We start from the raw sequence: 19,495 nt of genomic DNA, 5'->3' as shown, positions 1-19,495 counted from the left end.
CTGTCGCTCCTTGAAACCCGAGTCACGTCGTTACTGCATCGCGTCGATGGCCGTGGCCAGTCGTTCCCTGACCTTATCGGGCAGCGGCACGTAGCCGGCCGTCACGAGTTCGCCCTGTCCGCTACTGGCGGCTATCGCGAGGAACGATTTAACGGCCGCGGACGTCTGGGCGTCGTAGCCCTTTGAGCACACGATCTCGTAGGTGACCAGCAGCAACGGGTAGACGCCCGGTTCCTCGGAGCTGTACATGGCATTGAGGTCGAGCACCAGGTCATCGCCCTCGGCCAGGAATTTGGCCGCTTTCACGGCGTTCCCCGCGGTGTCGTTGGTCAACGGGATCACGCCACCGCGGGTGGCGATTTTGGCGTAGGGCGTGCCGGCCTGGTCGGCGAAGCCCTTCTCGACGTATCCGATGGCGCCCGGGGTGGCCCGCACAGCCTGAATGACGCCGGCCGACTTCGCGGCGCCCTCGCCGACGCCTCCCTGAAATTCCGTGCCGACTCCTTTGGACCAGCTCTGCGGTGCGGCCGCGGTCAGATATTTCTGAACGTTGTCCGTGGTTCCTGACGAGTCGGTGCGGTAGATCGGCGTGATCTTGGTGTCCGGCAGTGCCGCGCCCGGATTGAGGGCCGCCAGGATCGGGTCGTTCCAGGCGGTGATCCTGCCGGTGAAAATTTTGGCCAGCGCGTCACTGTTGATCACGACGGCCGGATTTCCGGGCAGGTTGTAGACGATCCCGATCGGCCCGAAGACCAGCGGCAGGTCCCATGCCGGGTTGCCGTCGCAGCGTTTGGCGGCGGGGCCGATCTGGTCCGCGACCAAGGGGGAGTCCGCGCCCGCGAAGTCGACATGTCCGGCGATGAACTGCTCACGGCCGGCGCCCGAGCCGGTCGGGTTGTAGGCCAGGCCCTTGCCCGGGCAGTACTGCCCCCACAGCTGGTTGAACACCGTGATCGCGTTCTCTTGAGCGGTTGAGCCCTCCGCCGTCAGCTTGTCCTTGCCGCCGCACCCCGCCGTTCCGGTGACGCCGGAAACGCGGGGCGGGGCGGCCCCGCGGCGGTTCTCGTCGCTGCCGCAGGCGGTCAGCGCCCCGGCACCGAGCGCCGTCGCCAGCGCCACGGCGGCCAGCGCCCTGCCCTGCCTGTCGAGCCTCACCGATCTCGCTTTCCTGATGCGTTCCGGACGCACGTGGGTGCCGCTGGCCATCTCTCGTGTGAGGTTGCCAAGCGACGGCGAAAATATGCGCCGACGCGGCCGACAGCAACGTCTCAATAGCCAGAACCAGATTAACGATCTGGGGAGGCGCCGCTCGTCCCCGCGGTCAGTTGGCCGCGGGAACCACCGCGTATGCGGTGTCAACGCTGTAGGTGGTGAAGCCCAAGCGCTGGTAGGTGCGCACCGCGGCGACGTTGTCCGACTCCACGTAGAGCATCACGGTAGGTTCGGCCGGCGTTTCGGGGCCGGACAGGCGCCGCGCCAACCATTCGATGCCGACGGCGGTCAACGCCTGCCCCAGGCCGCGGCCCTGCGCCGACGGATCGACGCCCACCACGTACACCTCACCTAGGCCCGGTTGATCGAGGTGCACCTTGGTCCAGTGAAAGCCCAGCAGGGTGCCGGGCTGATCACTGCTGGAGTCGGCGAACGCGAGGAACAGGCCCGCCGGGTCGAACCACGGTTCATTGCGCCGCTCCGCCAGCTCGACGTCCGTCCAGCCACCCTGTTCGGGGTGGTGGGCAAACGCGGCGTTGTTGACCCGCAGCAGCTCGGCGTCGTCGTCGGTGCCCGCGTAGGTGCGGATTTCCACCCCGGGCACCGTAGGCACGGTGTCGGGCAGATCACGCAGCGAGCGCCGCATCTGCATCAGTTCCCGCACCGGGGTCAGGCCCAGTGCGGACGCGGTCGCACGGGCCGGCTCCAGCGTGCCGTGGGCCCAAAACCGGTTTGCTGCACCGGTTTTCGCCAATGCCGCGCGTGCCAGTGTCGACCCGATACCACGCCGGCGCGCCTGCGGGTGCACCACGAGTTCGGCCATCCCGCTTTCCGCGTCGCGCGGCGGGCTCAGATTGAGGTAGCCGACGATCGCGTCGGCGGGCGATGTGGCCCCGGTTGCGGAATTCGTGATCAGCAGATGCTCGGTGCGGTCATGCCCGAGTTCACGCAACACCTGTTCACCGACGGGCGCGACTCCATCGGATTCGGTTGCCGCACTGACGAGTTCGCGTACGCCCTGCTGCTCTTCGATGGTCAACGTGCGGCGCCAGTCAGGCGAAGTCACTGCGTATGCAACGGATCGACCAGCGGATCTTGGACGTCCTGCGATTCGGATTCGGAGTCCGCGCCGTCGGCGTCGTCGGGCTCGGCAATCGGCGCGCGGCCACGGGCGGGGCGCACCGCCTTGTAACCCACGTTGCGTACCGTGCCGATCAGCGCCTCGTGCTCGGGGCCCAGTTTGGCCCGCAGCCGACGCACATGCACATCGACGGTGCGGGTGCCGCCGAAGAAGTCGTATCCCCATACCTCGTGCAGCAGCTGTGCGCGCGTGAACACCCGCCCGGCGTGCTGAGCCAGGTATTTGAGCAACTCGAATTCTTTGTAGGTGAGATCGAGTGGGCGGCCGCGCAGCCGGGCGGTATAGGTGCCTTCATCGATGACCAACTCGCCGAGGCTGACCTTGCCGGCACTCTCCTGGTCCGCGAGCCCGCCGCGGCGACCGACCACCAGCCGCAGGCGTGCGTCGACCTCTGCGGGTCCGGTGGTGGGCAACAAAATCTCGTCCAGACCCCAGTCCGAGCTGACGGCCACCAGGCCGCCTTCACTCACCACGGCCAGCACCGGAACCGACCGGCCGGCCGTGCTCAACAAACGACACAGTCCGCGCGCCGACGACAAGTCGGTGCGCGCGTCGACGATCACCGCATCCGCGGTCCCGGCCTCGAGCAGCGAAGAGGGCTCTGGCGGCGCCGTCCGTACCGTATGCGGAAGCAGGGACAACGACGGCAAGACCGGGTCGGGATGCAGCTCCGAGGTCAGCAGCAGTAGTTCCAACTAGCCCCTCCAGGTCGGGGGAACGGCATCTCCCAAATTCACGACGCCATTAAGCGTTAGTTACCAGGTCATCTAACGATAACGTGTCACCTGGTTTTTTCGCGTGGCAGACAAGCCAGTGTGAGCCCCGCCACGACCGATCCGGCAGCGACCGGCTCCTGGGTGTTACGCCACAATGTCCGGGTGCGCAAGATGCTGATTGCTGTGACCGCGACCGCGATCGTGGTTGCGGTGGTCGCCCTGGGCGCGATCAGCGCTGACTACGGGACCAGCATCTACGCCGAATACCGGCTGTCGTCCAGCGTCCGTAAAGCGGCCAAGCTGGGCAGCGACCCGTTCGTGGCCATCGTGGCGTTTCCCTTCCTTCCGCAGGCGATGCGCGGCAAGTACAGCCAGGTGGAGATCAAGGCCAACGCGGTCGACCACGCGATGACCGGCAGGGCCACGCTGGAAGCCACGATGTACTCGGTGGACCTGGCCCAGGCGTCGTGGTTGATCGGCCCGGATGCAAAGCTCGCGGTGGGCAAGCTGGAGAGCCGCATCATCATCGATTCGACGCACCTGGGCCGATTCATGGGCATCAGTGACCTGATGGTCGAGGCGCCACCCAAGGAAACCAACACCTCCACCGGCGGTGTCACCGCATCCGGTATCTCGGGCAGCCACGGGCTGGTATTCACGGGAACACCGAAATCGGCGGGCTTCGGTAGCCGGGTCAGCGTTTCGGTCGACCTCTCGATCGCCCCGGACGACCCGGCGACGTTGGTTTTCACCCCGACCGGTGTGCTCACCGGATCGGACACCGCCAACCAGACCGTGCCCGCGGACAAACAGGACGCCGTGCTGCACGCCTTCAGCGGAAGGCTGCCCAATCAGCGACTGCCCTTCGGTGTCGCGCCGACCACCGAGGGAGCCCGGGGATCCGACGTCATCATCGAGGGAATCACCCATGGAGTAACCGTGACCCTCGAGGGGTTTAAACGGTCATGACCGTCATCGTCGTGACCGTCGCGGCGCTCGCGGCGGCAACCCTCGCCGGGTGGTTGTTGACCCGTCGCTCCGGAAGCATTCGGGAAATCGCTTCCAAGCCGGATCAGGACACCGACGCCGACATCGCGGCGCTCGGGCTTTCCCGCAGCGGACCGACCGTGGTGCATTTCAGCGCCCCGTGGTGCGGGCCGTGCGACCGGGTCCGCCGCGTCGTCGAACAGGTCTGCGACGACCTGGGTGCGGTGGCCCATATCGAGATCGACCTCGACGCCAATCCGGAGACCGCACGCCGGTATTCGGTCCTTTCCCTGCCCACCACGTTGATCTTCGACGCCGACGGCCGGCAGCGATACCGCACCTCCGGAGTGCCCAACCCCGCCGACCTGCGGTCCGCGCTGCAACCACTGTTGGCTTGACCACGGTGTCATTGGGTAAGCTGACCGACGTGTTAGCCCGCCTCGAGCCCATGCTCACCCAGCGTCGCGCAGTTGCCCTGTGCCGCACCGCGGGCTGTTGTTGTTGCTGTTGCTGCTGAGTAGCCGCGCTTCGCGTAGCACTCGGAGCGGCCCCGGATCCAGACCGAGGCACGTCTCCATTCGTCGTTTCCGTCAGCAATAGGGGTATCGAGGAGTAGTACCTTGCCAAGCAGCAACACCACCACGCAGCCCGACCTGGTCGACGTGCGTGGACCGCGATTCGCCGCTTGGGTCACCACCGCAGTCCTGGTGCTGGCGCTCGTCGTCTCGGCGGCGAGTCCGCTGGCAGCGGCGTTGATTCTGGGCGTTCAGGCCGTCATCTTCGCCATCGGCGCGGCCGGCGGGCCGCGCAAGCATCCGTACGGCCGGATCTTCGCCACCGTCGTCGCGCCCCGGCTGGGGCCGGTGCAGGATCGCGAACCGACCGCACCGCTGAAATTCGCCCAACTCGTCGGCCTGATCTTCGCCGTCCTGGGAACTGCCGGCTTCGCCGCCGGCGCCGTCCTCGTCGGCGTCATCGCCACCGGGGCCGCCCTGGCGGCCGCTTTCCTCAACGCGGCCTTCGGCATCTGCCTGGGCTGCCAGCTCTACCCGCTGGTGGCCCGTTTCCGACGCACTGCGCATCCCACCTGACCTGCTGTAACAAAAGCGATTGAAAGGATCCATTCCATGGCACGCTCCGACGTCCTGGTCTCCACCGACTGGGCTGAGAGCAATCTCGACGCCTCAGGCGTCGTCTTCGTCGAAGTCGACGAAGACACCAGCGCCTACGACGCCGGCCACATCCCCGGCGCGATCAAGCTGGACTGGCGCTCCGATTTGCAGGACCCGGTCAAACGCGACTTCGTCGACGCCCAGCAGTTCTCCAAACTGCTCAGCGAGCGGGGCATCTCCAACGACGACACCGTGATCCTCTACGGCGGGAACAACAACTGGTTCGCCGCCTATGCGTACTGGTATTTCAAGCTGTACGGCCATGACAAGGTCAAACTGCTCGACGGCGGCCGCAAGAAATGGGAGCTCGACGGTCGCGCGCTGTCCAACGACACCGTCAGCAGGCCGGCGACGTCGTACACGGCCGCCGCGCCGGACAACAGCATCCGGGCGTTCCGCGACGACGTCATCGCGGCCATCAACGTCAAGAACCTGGTCGACGTGCGCTCCCCCGACGAGTTCTCCGGCAAGATCTTGGCGCCCGCACACCTGCCGCAGGAGCAAAGCCAGCGGCCCGGTCACATCCCCGGCGCCATCAACGTGCCGTGGAGCAAAGCCGCGAACGAGGACGGCACCTTCAAGTCCGACGAGGAGCTGGCCAAGCTCTACGCCAATGCCGGCCTGGACGGAGAAAAAGAAACGATCGCCTACTGCCGCATCGGCGAGCGGTCGTCGCACACCTGGTTCGTTCTTTATGAATTGCTCGGGCATCGGAATGTGAAGAACTACGACGGCAGTTGGACGGAATACGGCTCCCTGGTGGGTGCCCCGATCGAGTTGGGAAGCTGATATGTGCTCTGCGCCGAAACAAGGACTGACGTTGCCCGCCAGCGTCGACCTGGAGAAGGAAACGGTGATCACCGGACGCGTCGTGGACGGCGACGGTCAGGCAGTGGGTGGCGCGTTCGTCCGCTTGCTGGACTCCTCCGACGAGTTCACCGCCGAGGTGGTGGCCTCGGCCACCGGCGACTTCCGGTTCTTCGCCGCACCGGGATCGTGGACCCTGCGCGCCCTGTCGAAGGCCGGCAACGGTGACGCCGTGGTGGCTCCGTCGGGTGCGGGCATCCACGAGGTCGACGTCAAGATCGCCTGACCCACCAGCCGCCCCCGACGGGGACGGCGCGGGACGAATAGACTTGTCCCCGTGGTGCTGTTCTTCGAGATCATGCTGGTCGTGGCGGTCGTGGTGATTTCATGGTTCGCCCTGTACACCCTCTACCGGCTCATCACCGACGAGTCGTGACCCCCGCAGGCGACGATCCAGAGCGCAGCGATGGGGAGGAGTGGCGCACGTGGCCCCGGACGAACCGTTGAGTCCCGCCCGCTCCGGCGACCGGGCCGTGGCCGCCGCCGCGGAACGCGCCAAGCTGACCGCCGGCCGCAACATCCCGTCCTACGATGACCTGCCCCTGCCCGCCGACACCGCGAACCTGCGCGAAGGCGCCAACCTGAGCGACGCCTTGCTGGCGCTGCTGCCGCTCGTCGGCGTCTGGCGGGGTGAAGGCGAAGGCCGTGGCAATGACGGCGACTACCGGTTCGGTCAGCAGATCGTGGTCTCGCACGACGGTGGCGACTACCTGAACTGGGAAGCCCGCTCCTGGCGGCTCAGCGAGACGGGCGACTACGAAGCACGCGGCTTACGTGAGACCGGTTTCTGGCGCTTTGTCAGTGATCCCGACGACCCCGCCGAATCCCACGCGATCGAACTGCTATTGGCTCATTCGGCGGGCTATGTCGAACTGTTCTACGGCCGCCCCCTGACCCAGTCGTCGTGGGAGCTGGTCACCGACGCGCTGGCCCGCAGCAGGTCGGGCATGCTGGTCGGCGGCGCCAAACGCCTCTACGGCATCGTCGAAGGCGGCGACCTGGCCTACGTCGAGGAGCGCGTGGACGCCGACGGCGGTCTGGTGCCGCATCTCTCGGCGCGGCTGTCCCGCTTCGCCGGTTGACGACCGGCCCGCGGCCGACCTTTGAAGAACAGTTGCGGGAAGGAATCCAGTGTGGCCGGCAAGATCGCCGCGAAGGTCTAGCCGGTAATCGCTCCAGACATGGAGCGGCCCCCGAGCCATGTTCCTGGTTGGACAAAAACCGGAAGCCCGGGGGCCGGGTGACTGCGGGGAATTCGCCAGCGCACGTGTGACGCCAGCTCTTCCGAGCCGGTGCAGCTAGCGCGCAGCCACCTCACATGTCCATGAAGCTATCAATTTCGCGGACCACCTCCTTCCTTGTGTACGGCCGACCGTACCCGGGAATAGGCCAGCCGACAACAGAATTCAGCGCTCAGCGATCGCTGACGATGGCGGCGTCGATCAGCTCGGCGAATTCTGCGGCCATTGGTGACGGTCTCAGTGGGCGCCCGTCGAGGGTGTGCACGCGGGCGGCCAAGGTCATGCTGGAGATCAGCCAAACACCCTGCGCGGCATGCAGGTCCGCGACGCGTAGCGCCCGGTAGTCGCAGTCATAGCCCTTGTCCCTGGCCACCTCGAACAAGGCCTGCTGGGTGGTGCCGCGCAGGATGGGATACCAGGGCGGCGGTGTCAGCAAGCACGGATGACCGTCCGACGTCTCGGAGGCGGTGGCGATCACCACGGTCGAGCGTGGACCTTCCAAGATGTAGCCATCCGTGCTGACGAAAATCACGTCACCTGCGCCTTGGCGGGCGGCGTGGCGCAGGGCGGCCATATTGACCGCGTAGGACAAGGTCTTGGCGCCGGCCAGCAGCCACGGCATCGCGTCGACACCGGCGGCGGGCAGCCCGCGATCGAGCGTGATCGCCGCCAGCCCGCCACGCCGGACCGCCGTCACCCGTTCGGGGACGGCGGTGACCATGACGTAGGCCGTTGGTACCGAACCGCCCTCGCGCCCGCGGCTGTAGATCAACCGCATCGCGCCCTCGTCGGCGTTGTCCGCGCACCACTGTCGGCTGGCTACCTCAATCGAGCTTCGCCACCGCGGCAGGTCGGGCTCGGGAAGGTCGGTCAACGCGGACGACTTCCTCAGCCGCTGCAGATGCGACTCGATCAGACAAGCCCTGCCGTCGCGGACCAACAGCGTCTCGAAGGCACCGTCGCCTCGGACCGCTGCCAGGTCGTCGGCGTACAGCAGTGGCGTGTCCGGCGAATGTATTTCGCCGTCCAGCGTGACAATCACACCCGTCTGGCCAGCCATGGTCGAGAAGCCTATCCAATGACCACCGCCCCGCGACCGCGAGCGCGTCGACGCCGGGCCCGGGCGACTGGGGGTCCGTAGAGTTGACTCGTGACCCGCGCCCACGACGATGCAGAGCGAAGCGATGAGGAGGAGCGGCGCACATGAGTGCTGTCCCCGCACCCGAGACCGGACCCGACGCCGGTGCCGTCTGGCATTACGGCGATCCGCTGGGCGAGCAGCGTGCGGCCGACACAGAGGCGATCTTGGTCGACCGCTCGCACCGTGGCGTACTCACCTTGACCGGTAACGACCGGCAGACCTGGTTGCACAGCATCTCGACGCAATTCGTCAGCGACCTCCCCGACGGCGCCAGCACCCAGAATCTCAGCCTCGACGGCCAGGGCCGCGTCGAGGATCACTGGATCCAGTCCGAGCTGGGGGGCACCACCTACCTCGACACCGAACCGTGGCGGGCCACGCAGCTACTGGAATACCTACGCAGGATGGTGTTCTGGTCCGAGGTCACCCCGGCCGCCGCCGACCTGGCCGTGCTGTCATTGCTCGGCCCGAAGCTGGCTGATCAGGCAGTTCTCGATGCGCTCGGGGTGGATGCGTTACCCGCCGAGCTGACCGCGGTTCCCACGGGCGGCGGCTTTGTCCGGCGGATGCCAGGCCTCCCGGCCGGCCAGCTCGAGCTGGATCTGCTGATCCCGCGCGCCGCGGTGGATGAGTGGCGAAATCGCCTGGCGCAGGTTGGAGTGCGGCCGGGCGGGGTGTGGGCGTACGAAGCTCACCGGGTCGCGGCCGTGCGGCCCCGTCTCGGCGTCGACACCGATGAGCGCACGATTCCGCACGAGGTGGGATGGATCGGTGGTCCCGGTGCCGGGGCCGTGCATCTGGACAAGGGCTGTTACCGGGGGCAGGAGACCGTCGCGCGGGTGCACAACCTGGGCAGGCCGCCCCGGGTGCTGGCGCTGCTGCACCTCGACGGGTCGGTGGACCGCCCATCGACCGGTGATCCGGTGCTGGCCGGTGGCCGACCGGTCGGCCGCCTCGGCACTGTGGTCGACCACGTGGATCTCGGGCCGATAGCGCTGGCGCTGCTCAAGCGCGGGCTGCCCGCCGAGACGGAACTGGCCACCGGAGCGGAGGCGTCGGTGGCCGCGGCGATCGACGTCGATTCCCTGCCGCCCACCGAACAGATCGGCGCCGGGCGGTTAGCTGTTGAACGGTTGCGCGGCGGTGCGGGATAATGAACGGTAACGTCCGCCACAGCGAGCAGGGGGTGCCAACGCCCGGTGGCGGGCACGGTAAACTGTTGGCAGGATCAATGACACCAGGAGATCGGAGCCGCCTACTCGTTAGGCCGCTCCGTTATTGCGCGAGGGGGTTCCCCCATGGGCCGCGGCCGGGCTAAGGCAAAGCAGACCAAGGTTGCTCGAGAACTCAAATACAGTTCTCCGCAGACCGACTTCCAGCGGCTTCAGCAAGAGCTGGCAGGGACGGGTTCGGACGAATCCGGCGACCTCGACAGCGACGGATCCGACGAATCCTGGAAAGACCAGGACAGCTGGCGGCCATAGGACCAGCGCCCCGGCGCCACGTTAGTCCTGCGGCAGCCTGAGCTCCTAGAATCTCGGGTGCTGGCCGACCATCTTGGCCCGCGGGCCCTCTTTTCCGCCTTTGCCGACGGTGCCCAGCACCCAGCAGCCCAGGTGCCGTGCGGTCAGGATCGCCAGAGCGCGGTCGGTGTCTTCCGGGGCCACGACGGCGATCATGCCGACGCCCATGTTGAACGTCTTTTCCATCTCATCCCGCGTGACCCGTCCGCGCTGCGCGATCATGGCGAACACCGGCGCGGGCGTCCAGGTGCCGCGGTCCATTTCGGCGACCAGGCCGTGCGGGATTACGCGTGCCAGATTGCCTGCCAGTCCACCACCTGTGACGTGGCAGAAGGTGCGGACGTGGGTTTCGGCCGTGAGCGCCAGGCAGTCCTTGGCGTAGATCCGGGTGGGTTCGAGCAGCTCCTCACCCAGGGTGCGGCCGAACTCCTCCACGTAGCCTTCGAGGTTCATCCGGTCGATCTCGAGTAATACCGTGCGCGCCAGGGAATATCCGTTGGAATGCAGACCGGACGAGCCCATCGCGATGATGACGTCGCCGGGTTTGACCCGGTCGGGCCCGAGCACGTCGTCGGCCTCGACGACGCCGATTCCGGTGGCCGATATGTCGTAGTGGTCCGGTTCCATCAGGCCGGGATGTTCGGCCGTCTCGCCGCCCAGCAGCGCGCAGCCGGCCCGCACACATCCCTCGGCGATGCCACTGACGATGGCGCTCAAGCGTTCCGGCACCGTCCGGCCCACCGCGATGTAATCCTGCAGGAACAACGGCTCGGCGCCACACACCACAAGGTCGTCGACCACCATGGCCACCAGGTCGAGCCCGACGGTGTCGTGCTTGTCCATCGCCTGGGCGACCGCCAGTTTGGTGCCGACGCCGTCGGTGGAGGCCGCGAGCAGCGGCTCGCGGTAGTCGCCGCGTAGCGCGAACAGGCCGGCGAATCCGCCCAAACCGCCCCGAACCTCGGGTCGCGTGGCTTTTGTCGCCAGCGGCTTGAACAATTCGACGGCGCGGTCGCCGGCTTCAATGTCCACCCCGGCCGACGCGTAGGTGATGCCCTGAGTGCCTTGGTGGCGTCCGGGGCTCTTTCCGGGATCCGTCATCGCGATAAAGGCTACCGGGCGGCGCTGACGGCCGGTATCAAACGTCGGTGAACAAGCGCAACCGAGTTCCCTCAGTGCACGACCGGCACTTCGTCGACCGCAAGATCGTCGAGTCCGGCGCCGCGGGCGGCATTGGCGAGCATGTGCTCGATGACGTTCTTGCCCAGTGCTGTTTCGCTGGGCAGCTCGATCGGATACTTGCCGTCGAAGCAGGCGGTGCACAGCCGTGAAGCGGGCTGTTCGGTGGCGGCGATCATGCCCCGCAGCGAGATGTAGCCCAGCGTGTCGGCACCGATGGCATGCCGTACCGCCTCGAGCATTTCGTCCTCGTCCTCAACGGCGTTGGCGATCAGCTCGGCCGGCGACGGGAAGTCGATGCCATAGAAGCACGGCCACTTCACCGGGGGTGAAGCGATCCGCACGTGCACCTCGACGGCGCCGGCCTCGCGCAGCATTCGCAACAACGCACGCTGCGTGTTGCCCCGCACGATCGAGTCGTCGACGACGATGAGTCGCTTGCCGCGGATCACCTCACGAAGCGGGTTGAGCTTCAGCCGGATACCCAACTGGCGGATGGTCTGCGACGGCTGGATGAAGGTTCGCCCCACGTAGGCGTTCTTCATCAGGCCCTGTCCGTACGGAACACCCGACTCTTGCGCATATCCCACCGCGGCCGGGGTGCCCGATTCCGGCACGCCGATCACCAGGTCGGCCTCCACCGGCGCTTCACGCGCCAGCCGACGGCCGATCTCCACCCGGGCGCCGTGCACGGACCGACCGCCGATGGTGCTGTCTGGTCGGGCCAGGTAGACGTATTCGAAGACACAGCCTTTGGGGGTGGGGTTGGCGAAGCGGGTGGAGCGAACGCCGTCGGCGTCGATCGCCAGTAATTCGCCGGGCTCGATGTCCCGGACGAACGAGGCGCCGACGATGTCGAGGGCCGCCGTTTCGGAGGCCACCACCCAGCCGCGGTCCAGCCGTCCGAGCGAAAGTGGCCGCACCCCATGTGGGTCGCGACACGCATACAGGGTGTTCTCATCCATGAAGGTCAGGCAGAACGCGCCGCGCACCGTCGGCAGCAGATCCAGCGCCGCCTGCTCCAAGGTGGAATCCGCCGCTCCGTGGGCCAGCAGCGCGCCCAAGATGTCCGAGTCCGTCGTCGCCGGCGCCGGGGCGCGTTTGGCGATCAGCCCCTCGTCGCGGGCGCGGGCGGCAAGCTCGGCGGTGTTCACCAGGTTCCCGTTGTGTCCCAACGCAACCCCGGTACCTGCCGCGGTGTTGCGGAACACCGGCTGCGCGTTCTCCCACGTCGTGTCGCCCGTGGTCGAGTATCGGCAGTGTCCGATCGCGACGTGACCCGGCATGGCGGCCAGCGTCTGCTCATCGAACACCTGGCTGACCAGGCCCAGGTCTTTGAAGACCAGCACCTGGGAACCATCTGCGACGGCGATGCCGGCGGCTTCCTGGCCGCGGTGCTGTAGCGCGTACAAGCCGTAATAGGTGAGTTTGGCGACGTCCTCGCCCGGGGCCCAAACCCCGAATACACCGCATTCTTCACGGGGCGCGTTGAAGTCCTGTTCGGGTTCTTGGACGGTCACGATCAGGCGGCTCCCCGGGGAACGGTTGGTGACGTAACGGAGTCTACGGGCACCCGGGCCGCGCCGACGAATCCGCCGGGCGTGTTGGGCGACGAATTGCCGCTGCATATACCTATACCTGCAGTTCAGGGTTACCTTCAGCCAACATCGAACAGGGGCAGGCAGTGTTCAATCTCACCGGCTCGCGAGCCGGAAAGACGCAGGGCACCGGTGCGCTTCGCCTCGGCGAACGACATCTTCCCGGCGGCCAGCAGCAGCCAGGCCCGCGGTTCGGTTTCCACCACATTGGGCGGTGTGCCACGGGTGTGCGTGGGCCCCGCGATGCACTGCACCGCGACGAACGGCGGAACGCGCAGCTCCACGCTTCGCCCGGGCGCCACCGCGGCCAGGGTGCGGGCGGTCAGCCGCACGGCCGTTGCCAATTCCTGACGGGCGGGCGCCGGACGGGATTCGTCTCGAAGCCAGTCCGCGACGGCCAACACGGCCTGGCGAGTCCTGGCCGGATCGGCTTTGTCGCGGGGGGCCATACCCTAGGGTCTCAAAATCATGGAGCCCCGTCGCTCAAGGACGCGGCCGCCGTACAAGACCGCCGGCATGGTGACGATTGTGGTCATTGGATTGATCGGGTTGCTCCTGTACCTGCAATTTCGGGGCGACCTCACGCCGAGCACGAAGCTGACGATGGTGGCGGCCAGGGCGGGCCTGGTGATGGATCCCGGCTCCAAGGTCACCTACAACGGGGTGCAGGTCGGCCGGGTGTCGAGCATTTCGGAGACCACGCATGACGGCAAGCCGGCCGCCGCGATAGTCCTGGACATCACCCCGAAATACGTCAACCGGATTCCGGCCAACGTGGCGGCCACCATCAAGGCGACCACCGTGTTCGGCAACAAATATGTCGCGCTGAGCACACCGAAGAACCCTGCGGCCCAATCGATCACACCCTCAATCGTGATCGATGCGACGTCCGTGACCACCGAGTTCAACACCCTCTTCGAGACGCTCACCTCGATCGCCGAGAAGGTCGATCCGGTCAAGGTGAACCTCACGCTCAGCGCGGCCGCCCAGGCGCTGACCGGACTGGGTGAAAAGTTCGGTGCTTCGCTCGCCAACGGCAACGCCGTCCTCGACGACCTCAACCCGCGGATGCCCACCCTGCGCAACGACATTCAGCGGTTGGCGGCCCTGGGCGATACCTACACACACGCCTCACCCGACCTGTGGCACGCACTCGACCACGCGGTGACCGCCGCGCGCACCCTCAACTCCCAGCAGCGCGACCTGGATGCCGCGCTGCTGGCGGCCGCCGGATTGGGCGACGCCGGCGCCGACGTCTTTGGCCGCAGCGGACCCTTCTTCGTCCGTGGCGCCACCGACCTGGTTCCCAGCAGCCAGCTGCTGGACGAGTACAGTCCCGAAATTTATTGCACCATCCATAATTTCGATGAAGTGGCGCCGAGAATCCACAACGCGTTGGGCGACAACGGCTACTCGCTGGGCGCCCACGCCTCGGGCGCCATCGCGGGCGCCCCCAACCCCTACATCTGGCCGGAGAACCTGCCGCGCACCAACGCCACGGGTGGCCCCGGCGGACGGGCGGGCTGTTGGCAGAAGATCACCCGAGAACTGTGGCCCGCTCCCTTCCTGGTGATGGACACCGGCGCGAGCATCGCTCCCTACAACCACTTCGAACTCGGCTCGCCGCTCGCGGTCGATTTCGTGTGGGGCCGCCAACTGGGTGACTACACCATCAACCCCTGACGACTATCGGCGGTTCGACGCCTTCACCGCCAGCACGGCGATCGCCCCGGCTTCGTTGAGGGCCAGGTGCGCCAGCATGGGTGCGGCCAGGCTGCCGGAACGGTCGGCCAGCCAACCGAAGAGCCAGCCCGCGATTCCGGTGACCAGCACGGTGGCGGCCACTGGCTCCCCCGTCGCGCGCGCATCGGCGATGTGCGAGAGGCCAAAAGCGCTGGCCTGCAGCAACCGTCCGCCGCGTTCGCCGAAGGCGGCGGAGCCGGCGGTGGCCAACGCCCCGCGAAAGGCGGACTCCTCCGACCACACGGTGCCCAGGGGTATCCGCAGCAGCAGCCAGTCCGGCGCCGTCGCGGGCGGCTCGCGCTCGGCCATCGATCGGCGCACCGGCGGCAGCAGGGCGGTCGCAACTGCCGTGCCCGCCGCCGGAACCGCGACCAATGACCCCAGCCGCAAGCCCGCCCGTAGCCGGGGTGCGCGCAATCCCAGCGGCGCCCGCGTCATCAGCACGAGCAGGCTGCCCACGCCGGCCTGCAGCACCGCCCGCCACGAGGCCGGCAATCGAGGACTGACGAAGCTCCAGCCGACCAGGGCGGCGGCCAAAGACAGCGCACCGGACCGACGGAAATGCCCGGCAGACATCAGAATTCGCTGCGGGCACTCATCCGAAGAGCCGCGGCAGTACCGCCTCGGAGGTCTCACGCAGTTCGGCCAGGGGAACCGTGAACAGGCCCTGGACCTCCACCGCGTCCGATGCCTGGTCGACGACGCCGATGCGCTGCGCCGGAAGTCCCCGCGCCTCGCACATCGAACGGAACCGGCTCTCTTCGGTGCGCGGCACCGCCACCAGCACGCGGCCCGCCGACTCGGAGAACAACATTACGAACGGATCGGCATCCTCGGGAAGCACGATGCGACAACCGGATTCACCGGCCAGGGCGGCTTCGACGACGGCCTGTGCGAGTCCGCCTTCGGAAAGGTCGTGTGCCGCGGACACCAGGCCGTCGCGCGATGCCGAACGCAACACCTCGCCCAGCAGCTTTTCGCGCTCCAGATCGACCTTGGGCGGCAGGCCGCCCAGATGGTCGGCGGTCACCTGCGCCCAGATCGATCCGTCGAACTCGTCGCGCGTATCGCCAAGCAGCATCAGGGTTTCCCCGGGCTCGGTGCCCAGACCGGTGGGGATGCGCCGGCCGACATCGTCAATCACGCCGAGCACCCCTACCACCGGTGTGGGCAGGATCGCCGTGGATCCGGTTTGGTTATAGAAGCTGACGTTGCCGCCCGTGACCGGAATCCCCAGGGCCACACAGCCGTCGGCCAGGCCCCGGACCGCCTGCGAGAACTGCCACATCACTCCGGGGTCTTCGGGCGAACCGAAGTTCAGGCAGTTGGTCACCGCGACCGGGGCCGCTCCGGTGACGGCGACGTTGCGGTAGGCCTCGGCCAGGGCGAGCTGGGCACCCGCGTAGGGATCCAGCTTGGTGTAGCGGCCGGACGCGTCGGTCGACAAGGCGATGCCGCGGCCGGTGGATTCGTCGACACGCAGCACGCCGCCGTCGGCGTGCTCGGCCAGCACGGTATTGCCCCGCACGTATCTGTCGTACTGCTCTGTGATGAACGCGCGACTGCACAGATGCGGACTGCCCAGCAGCGCAAGCAAAGTGGCGCGCAGTTGGGCACCGGTGGCAGGTCGTGGCAGCCGCGCCGAGCTGTCCGCGTTCAGGGCGTCCTGCGTTTCGGGGCGGGCGACCGGACGCTGATAGACCGGGCCTTCGTGGGCGACGGTGCGCGGCGGGACATCGACGACCGTCTGCCCGTGCCAGGTGATCCGCAACCGGTCGCCATCGGTGACCTCGCCGATCACCGTGGCCAGCACGTCCCACTTGCGGCACACCGCCAAGAAGGCGTCGACGTTCTCCGGGGTGACCACCGCGCACATCCGCTCCTGCGACTCGCTGCAGAGGATCTCCGCGGGCGTCATGGCGGTGGTGCGCAACGGCACGGTGTCGAGCTGGATCGCCATCCCGCCGTCCCCGGCTGAGGCCAATTCCGAAGTAGCGCAGGACAATCCGGCGCCGCCCAGGTCCTGGATGCCGACCACCAGGTGACCGGCGTACAGCTCGAGGCAGCACTCGATGAGCACCTTCTCCATGAACGGGTCGCCCACCTGAACCGAAGGCAGCTTCTTGCGCGAGTTCTCGGCGTCGAAGGTGTCCGAAGCCAGCACCGACACCCCGCCGATACCGTCCAGCCCGGTGCGGGCTCCGAACAGGATGATCTTGTTGCCGGCGCCCGAGGCGAAGGCCAGATGCAGGTCCTCCTGGCGTAAGACGCCGACGCACATGGCGTTCACCAACGGGTTGCCGGCGTAACAGGCATCGAAGACCGTCTCGCCGCCGATGTTGGGCAAGCCCAACGAGTTGCCGTAGCCGCCGATGCCGCGGACCACGCCGTCGACCACCCGGCGGGTGTCGGGAGCGTCGGCCGCGCCGAACCGAAGCTGGTCCATCACCGCGACCGGCCGCGCGCCCATCGCCATGATGTCGCGGACGATCCCGCCGACCCCGGTGGCCGCGCCCTGGTAGGGCTCGACGTAGGACGGGTGGTTGTGCGACTCGACTTTGAAGGTGACCGCCCAGCCGTCGCCGATGTCGACGACGCCGGCGTTCTCACCGATGCCGGCCAGCATGCCGGTGCGCATCTCGTCTGTGGTGGTCTCGCCGAAGTAGCGCAGGTGCACCTTGGACGACTTGTAGGAGCAGTGCTCGCTCCACATCACCGAGTACATCGCCAGCTCGGTGTCGGTGGGGCGACGGCCGAGGATCTCGCGGATGCGCTGGTACTCGTCGTCTTTGAGGCCCAGCTCGGCGAAGGGCTGCGGCTCGTCGGAAGTGGTGGCGGCGTGCTCGACGGTGTCGATGGCCTGGGTGCGCGCACTCGTCCCGGAGACAGTCACGCCAGACAGTCTAGGGCTGGGCGGCGTGGCGGCGCTCTCGCCGCCCTGACGCTGGTGGCGAACGTTTTGCGGCTGAGGTCGGCGGGTAGCCGCACAGGGTCCGCAGAGCGACAAACGGAGGACGAAAATGACAGTCGAAACCGGACAAGTCACCGGCACCAAAGACAAGAACTACAACCTGATTTGGTACACCGAAAAGTGCCTCGACAATGTGTTGCGGCTCGAGACCTACATCCAGGACGCCGAGCGCGCCGGAGACAAGGACCTGGCCGAGCTGTTCCGCAAAGCACAATCGGATAGCCGCAAAGGCGCCGAAATGGCAGAGCGGCTGCTGGCCAAACGGCTCTAGCAATGCAACTGCGCAAGACCTATCCGCCGCGGAGTAAGTCCGCGCTTTCGGCGTCGGCTGGGTAGAACAATTCGACGGCCAGTTCGGCCAGGGTGACGTCAAGCGGTGTACCGAAGGTCGTCAGCGTCGTGAACATCGACAGCCGTCGGCCCTGGCCGATGTCGAGAATGAACGGAATCAGCAGCGACGCGCTTTCGGCGGGCGCGCCCAGCGCTTTGGCCGCGGCCGCGACCCCCGGGTAGCCGCGCACCTCCTCGTCGAGCGCCGCCAATACCGGGTCGCCGGTGAGCGCAATCGTGCGCTGCAGCTGCTGCAGCAGGTAGCCCGCCCACTCGGCGAAATTCAGGGTCCGCCCAGCGAGGCCGTCCGGGTGCAGGGACAACCGGTAGACATTGGGCGGGGGGCCCAGCAGCTGCCCGGGCAGGCCGGCGGTCAGCGCGGAGGCCGCGGCATTGGTCCCCACGATGTTCCAGTACCGATCGATGACGATGCCCGGGTACGGGTCGTGCGCATCGAGCAGGCGCTGCACCGCGTCCCGAGCCGGGGAGAGGGCGGCATCCTCGAGCGGGCGCGATTGATAGCGCGGCGCAAAGCCGGCGGCGAGCAGCAGCGCGTTGCGTTCCCGCAGCGGCATATCGAGGCCGTCAGCGAGGGTGAGCACCATTTCCGGACTGGGGCGCGAGCGTCCCGTCTCGATGAAGCTCAGATGCCGCGCCGATACGCCAACACTCAGCGACAGATCGAGCTGACTCACCCGTCGGCGCGCCCGCCATTCGCGCAACAACTCACCAACCGCCGCGTGGCTCACCAGCCAACGGTAGCCACGCTTGTGCACTGATGGCGATGACCTCGGAGGTAATTGTGTCGCCGCGTGGCATGGCGACACGCTTGCTGCGACGCGCTCGATCGGAAGCGCCCGACGCAAGGAGGCACGATGACCGACATTCAATCCGCTCCAGCCCATAGCGACTCAGATGTCCCGAAGTTCAGCGCCGAGGTGTTCGCGGCATTCTGGGCCGCGCCCACCATGTCGCGCGGTTTCGACATCCTCGCCGAGGACATCGTCGGCTTCTGGCCCGGCGATCCGGAGCCGGTGCGGGGGATCAAGGCATACTCGGCGAAAATCGCCGAATTGCTCGAGGCCGCACCGGATTTGCGTCTTGAGGTGATCGACAGCGCTACCGTGCCCGGTGCCGCCGCGGGCGAGGAACTTGTGTTCTTGCACTACGTCGGTCAGGGCAACGGCCCAAACGGACCCTTCCGGATCCGGGGCATCGACCGGGTTCGCACCCGGAACGGGATAGTCATCGAAAACGTCATCCGCTACGACCCCCTTTTCGTGGGCCAGGGCTGAGCTGTCAGCTACGGCTACTGACGCACGACGCAGAACACGTTGCCCTCGGGGTCGGTCAGCACCACCCAGCGGAAGCTGTCGCCGACCTGGTGCCGGCTGACCTCGGTCGCTCCGGCCGCCGTCAGCCGCGACACTTCGGCGTCGACGTCGGCCGCGCTCAGATCGAGGTGCACGCGGTTCTTCCCGGGAGTGAGATCAGGCACCTTCTGGAACCCGAGCCGCAGCCCTTCGCCGAAGACCACCGCGGTGAACTCGTCGGCGAGCACCTCGTGCGTCGTCCCGCCGAACTGCTCGGCCCACCAGCCGGCCAGCTTCGCGGGGTCGGCGCAGTCGAAGGTCACCATCTCCAGGTTGAGCGCCATACGGCCGACCTTATGCC

The 19,495-nt window shown here is 67.3% G+C and carries 22 protein-coding genes; 11 read left to right on the top strand and 11 right to left on the bottom strand.

Translation table 11 applies throughout. From position 1 onward, the window contains the following. Nucleotides 1-30 precede the first annotated feature (30 nt). The 3 genes from pstS to A5782_RS19555 form a co-directional block, all read right to left on the bottom strand. Nucleotides 31-1,155, bottom strand: a complete 1,125-nt coding sequence (gene pstS, locus A5782_RS19565) for a phosphate ABC transporter substrate-binding protein PstS (RefSeq protein ID WP_067103845.1) — start codon at nucleotides 1,153-1,155, stop codon at nucleotides 31-33. Nucleotides 1,156-1,321: 166 nt separating this feature from the next. Next, entirely contained in the window at nucleotides 1,322-2,278 is a 957-nt protein-coding gene (gene mshD / locus A5782_RS19560) for a mycothiol synthase (protein WP_067103684.1), read from the bottom strand. Further along, nucleotides 2,275-3,048 carry a response regulator transcription factor gene (locus A5782_RS19555; protein ID WP_067103682.1) on the bottom strand — a complete coding sequence of 258 codons (774 nt, stop codon included), beginning with the start codon at nucleotides 3,046-3,048 and terminating at the stop codon, nucleotides 2,275-2,277. The genes mshD and A5782_RS19555 overlap by 4 nt, the downstream gene beginning before the upstream one ends. A gap of 192 nt (nucleotides 3,049-3,240) precedes the next feature. Between A5782_RS19555 and lmeA the strand changes: the two genes are divergently transcribed. From lmeA to A5782_RS19525, 6 genes are all read left to right on the top strand, one after another. After that, a complete protein-coding gene (gene lmeA, locus A5782_RS19550) occupies nucleotides 3,241-4,038 on the top strand; it encodes a mannan chain length control protein LmeA (RefSeq protein ID WP_067103844.1) in 798 nt (265 codons plus the stop codon). Continuing rightward, nucleotides 4,035-4,454, top strand: coding sequence for a thioredoxin family protein (locus A5782_RS19545; protein ID WP_067103679.1), 420 nt, complete (start codon nucleotides 4,035-4,037; stop codon nucleotides 4,452-4,454). The genes lmeA and A5782_RS19545 overlap by 4 nt, the downstream gene beginning before the upstream one ends. A gap of 222 nt (nucleotides 4,455-4,676) precedes the next feature. Continuing rightward, on the top strand, nucleotides 4,677-5,147 hold the full coding sequence (locus tag A5782_RS19540; protein WP_067103677.1) for a DUF4395 domain-containing protein: 471 nt from the start codon (nucleotides 4,677-4,679) through the stop codon (nucleotides 5,145-5,147). Between the two features lie 36 nt (nucleotides 5,148-5,183). Next, nucleotides 5,184-6,017 carry a sulfurtransferase gene (locus A5782_RS19535; protein WP_067103675.1) on the top strand — a complete coding sequence of 278 codons (834 nt, stop codon included), beginning with the start codon at nucleotides 5,184-5,186 and terminating at the stop codon, nucleotides 6,015-6,017. Between the two features lies 1 nt (nucleotide 6,018). Further along, nucleotides 6,019-6,321: a DUF1416 domain-containing protein gene (locus tag A5782_RS19530; RefSeq protein ID WP_066880637.1), complete on the top strand. Its 303-nt coding sequence runs from the start codon at nucleotides 6,019-6,021 to the stop codon at nucleotides 6,319-6,321. 190 nt (nucleotides 6,322-6,511) lie between these two features. After that, a complete protein-coding gene (locus A5782_RS19525) occupies nucleotides 6,512-7,177 on the top strand; it encodes an FABP family protein (protein ID WP_156624029.1) in 666 nt (221 codons plus the stop codon). A gap of 331 nt (nucleotides 7,178-7,508) precedes the next feature. Here A5782_RS19525 and A5782_RS19520 read toward each other — a convergent pair whose 3' ends face one another. Then, on the bottom strand, nucleotides 7,509-8,378 hold the full coding sequence (locus tag A5782_RS19520) for an aminodeoxychorismate lyase (protein ID WP_082943025.1): 870 nt from the start codon (nucleotides 8,376-8,378) through the stop codon (nucleotides 7,509-7,511). A gap of 161 nt (nucleotides 8,379-8,539) precedes the next feature. On the opposite strand from A5782_RS19520, the gene A5782_RS19515 reads away from it, so the two are divergent. Continuing rightward, complete coding sequence (locus tag A5782_RS19515) at nucleotides 8,540-9,631, top strand: folate-binding protein YgfZ (RefSeq protein ID WP_067103670.1); 1,092 nt, start codon at nucleotides 8,540-8,542, stop codon at nucleotides 9,629-9,631. Between the two features lie 144 nt (nucleotides 9,632-9,775). Next, on the top strand, nucleotides 9,776-9,961 hold the full coding sequence (locus tag A5782_RS19510) for a DUF3073 domain-containing protein (RefSeq protein WP_067103667.1): 186 nt from the start codon (nucleotides 9,776-9,778) through the stop codon (nucleotides 9,959-9,961). A 45-nt stretch (nucleotides 9,962-10,006) separates the two neighbouring features. On the opposite strand, the gene purM is transcribed toward A5782_RS19510, so the two are convergent. The 3 genes from purM to A5782_RS19495 all read right to left on the bottom strand — a co-directional run bounded on the left by purM (nucleotide 10,007) and on the right by A5782_RS19495 (nucleotide 13,226). After that, nucleotides 10,007-11,101 carry a phosphoribosylformylglycinamidine cyclo-ligase gene (gene purM / locus A5782_RS19505; RefSeq protein WP_067103665.1) on the bottom strand — a complete coding sequence of 365 codons (1,095 nt, stop codon included), beginning with the start codon at nucleotides 11,099-11,101 and terminating at the stop codon, nucleotides 10,007-10,009. Between the two features lie 71 nt (nucleotides 11,102-11,172). Next, entirely contained in the window at nucleotides 11,173-12,699 is a 1,527-nt protein-coding gene (gene purF, locus A5782_RS19500) for an amidophosphoribosyltransferase (RefSeq protein ID WP_067103663.1), read from the bottom strand. A 137-nt stretch (nucleotides 12,700-12,836) separates the two neighbouring features. Continuing rightward, nucleotides 12,837-13,226 (bottom strand): sterol carrier family protein, encoded by a 390-nt coding sequence (locus A5782_RS19495; RefSeq protein ID WP_067103660.1) that lies wholly within the window; start codon nucleotides 13,224-13,226, stop codon nucleotides 12,837-12,839. Between the two features lie 19 nt (nucleotides 13,227-13,245). Here A5782_RS19495 and A5782_RS19490 point away from each other — a divergent pair, with 19 nt between their 5' ends. Next, a complete protein-coding gene (locus A5782_RS19490) occupies nucleotides 13,246-14,460 on the top strand; it encodes an MCE family protein (RefSeq protein WP_067103657.1) in 1,215 nt (404 codons plus the stop codon). Between the two features lie 3 nt (nucleotides 14,461-14,463). Here the strand turns inward: A5782_RS19490 and A5782_RS19485 are convergent, their stop codons facing one another. Beyond that, nucleotides 14,464-15,096, bottom strand: a complete 633-nt coding sequence (locus tag A5782_RS19485) for a CPBP family intramembrane glutamic endopeptidase (protein WP_067103655.1) — start codon at nucleotides 15,094-15,096, stop codon at nucleotides 14,464-14,466. Nucleotides 15,097-15,115: 19 nt separating this feature from the next. Further along, complete coding sequence (purL, locus tag A5782_RS19480) at nucleotides 15,116-17,413, bottom strand: phosphoribosylformylglycinamidine synthase subunit PurL (RefSeq protein ID WP_067103653.1); 2,298 nt, start codon at nucleotides 17,411-17,413, stop codon at nucleotides 15,116-15,118. A gap of 127 nt (nucleotides 17,414-17,540) precedes the next feature. Between purL and A5782_RS19475 the strand changes: the two genes are divergently transcribed. Continuing rightward, a complete protein-coding gene (locus tag A5782_RS19475; RefSeq protein ID WP_067103644.1) occupies nucleotides 17,541-17,762 on the top strand; it encodes a hypothetical protein in 222 nt (73 codons plus the stop codon). Nucleotides 17,763-17,781: 19 nt separating this feature from the next. On the opposite strand, the gene A5782_RS19470 is transcribed toward A5782_RS19475, so the two are convergent. Continuing rightward, nucleotides 17,782-18,570, bottom strand: coding sequence for a helix-turn-helix domain-containing protein (locus A5782_RS19470; RefSeq protein ID WP_082943023.1), 789 nt, complete (start codon nucleotides 18,568-18,570; stop codon nucleotides 17,782-17,784). 126 nt (nucleotides 18,571-18,696) lie between these two features. Here A5782_RS19470 and A5782_RS19465 point away from each other — a divergent pair, with 126 nt between their 5' ends. After that, nucleotides 18,697-19,116: a nuclear transport factor 2 family protein gene (locus tag A5782_RS19465; RefSeq protein ID WP_067103640.1), complete on the top strand. Its 420-nt coding sequence runs from the start codon at nucleotides 18,697-18,699 to the stop codon at nucleotides 19,114-19,116. Nucleotides 19,117-19,130: 14 nt separating this feature from the next. Here the strand turns inward: A5782_RS19465 and A5782_RS19460 are convergent, their stop codons facing one another. Further along, a complete protein-coding gene (locus A5782_RS19460; RefSeq protein WP_067103638.1) occupies nucleotides 19,131-19,478 on the bottom strand; it encodes a VOC family protein in 348 nt (115 codons plus the stop codon). Between the last annotated feature and the right edge of the window lie 17 nt (nucleotides 19,479-19,495).

The organism is Mycobacterium sp. 852002-40037_SCH5390672, from assembly GCF_001665875.1.
GTDB lineage: Bacteria > Actinomycetota > Actinomycetes > Mycobacteriales > Mycobacteriaceae > Mycobacterium.
The sequence above is the reverse complement of the archived record's forward strand: the minus strand, read 5'-3'. Positions and strand labels throughout refer to the sequence as shown.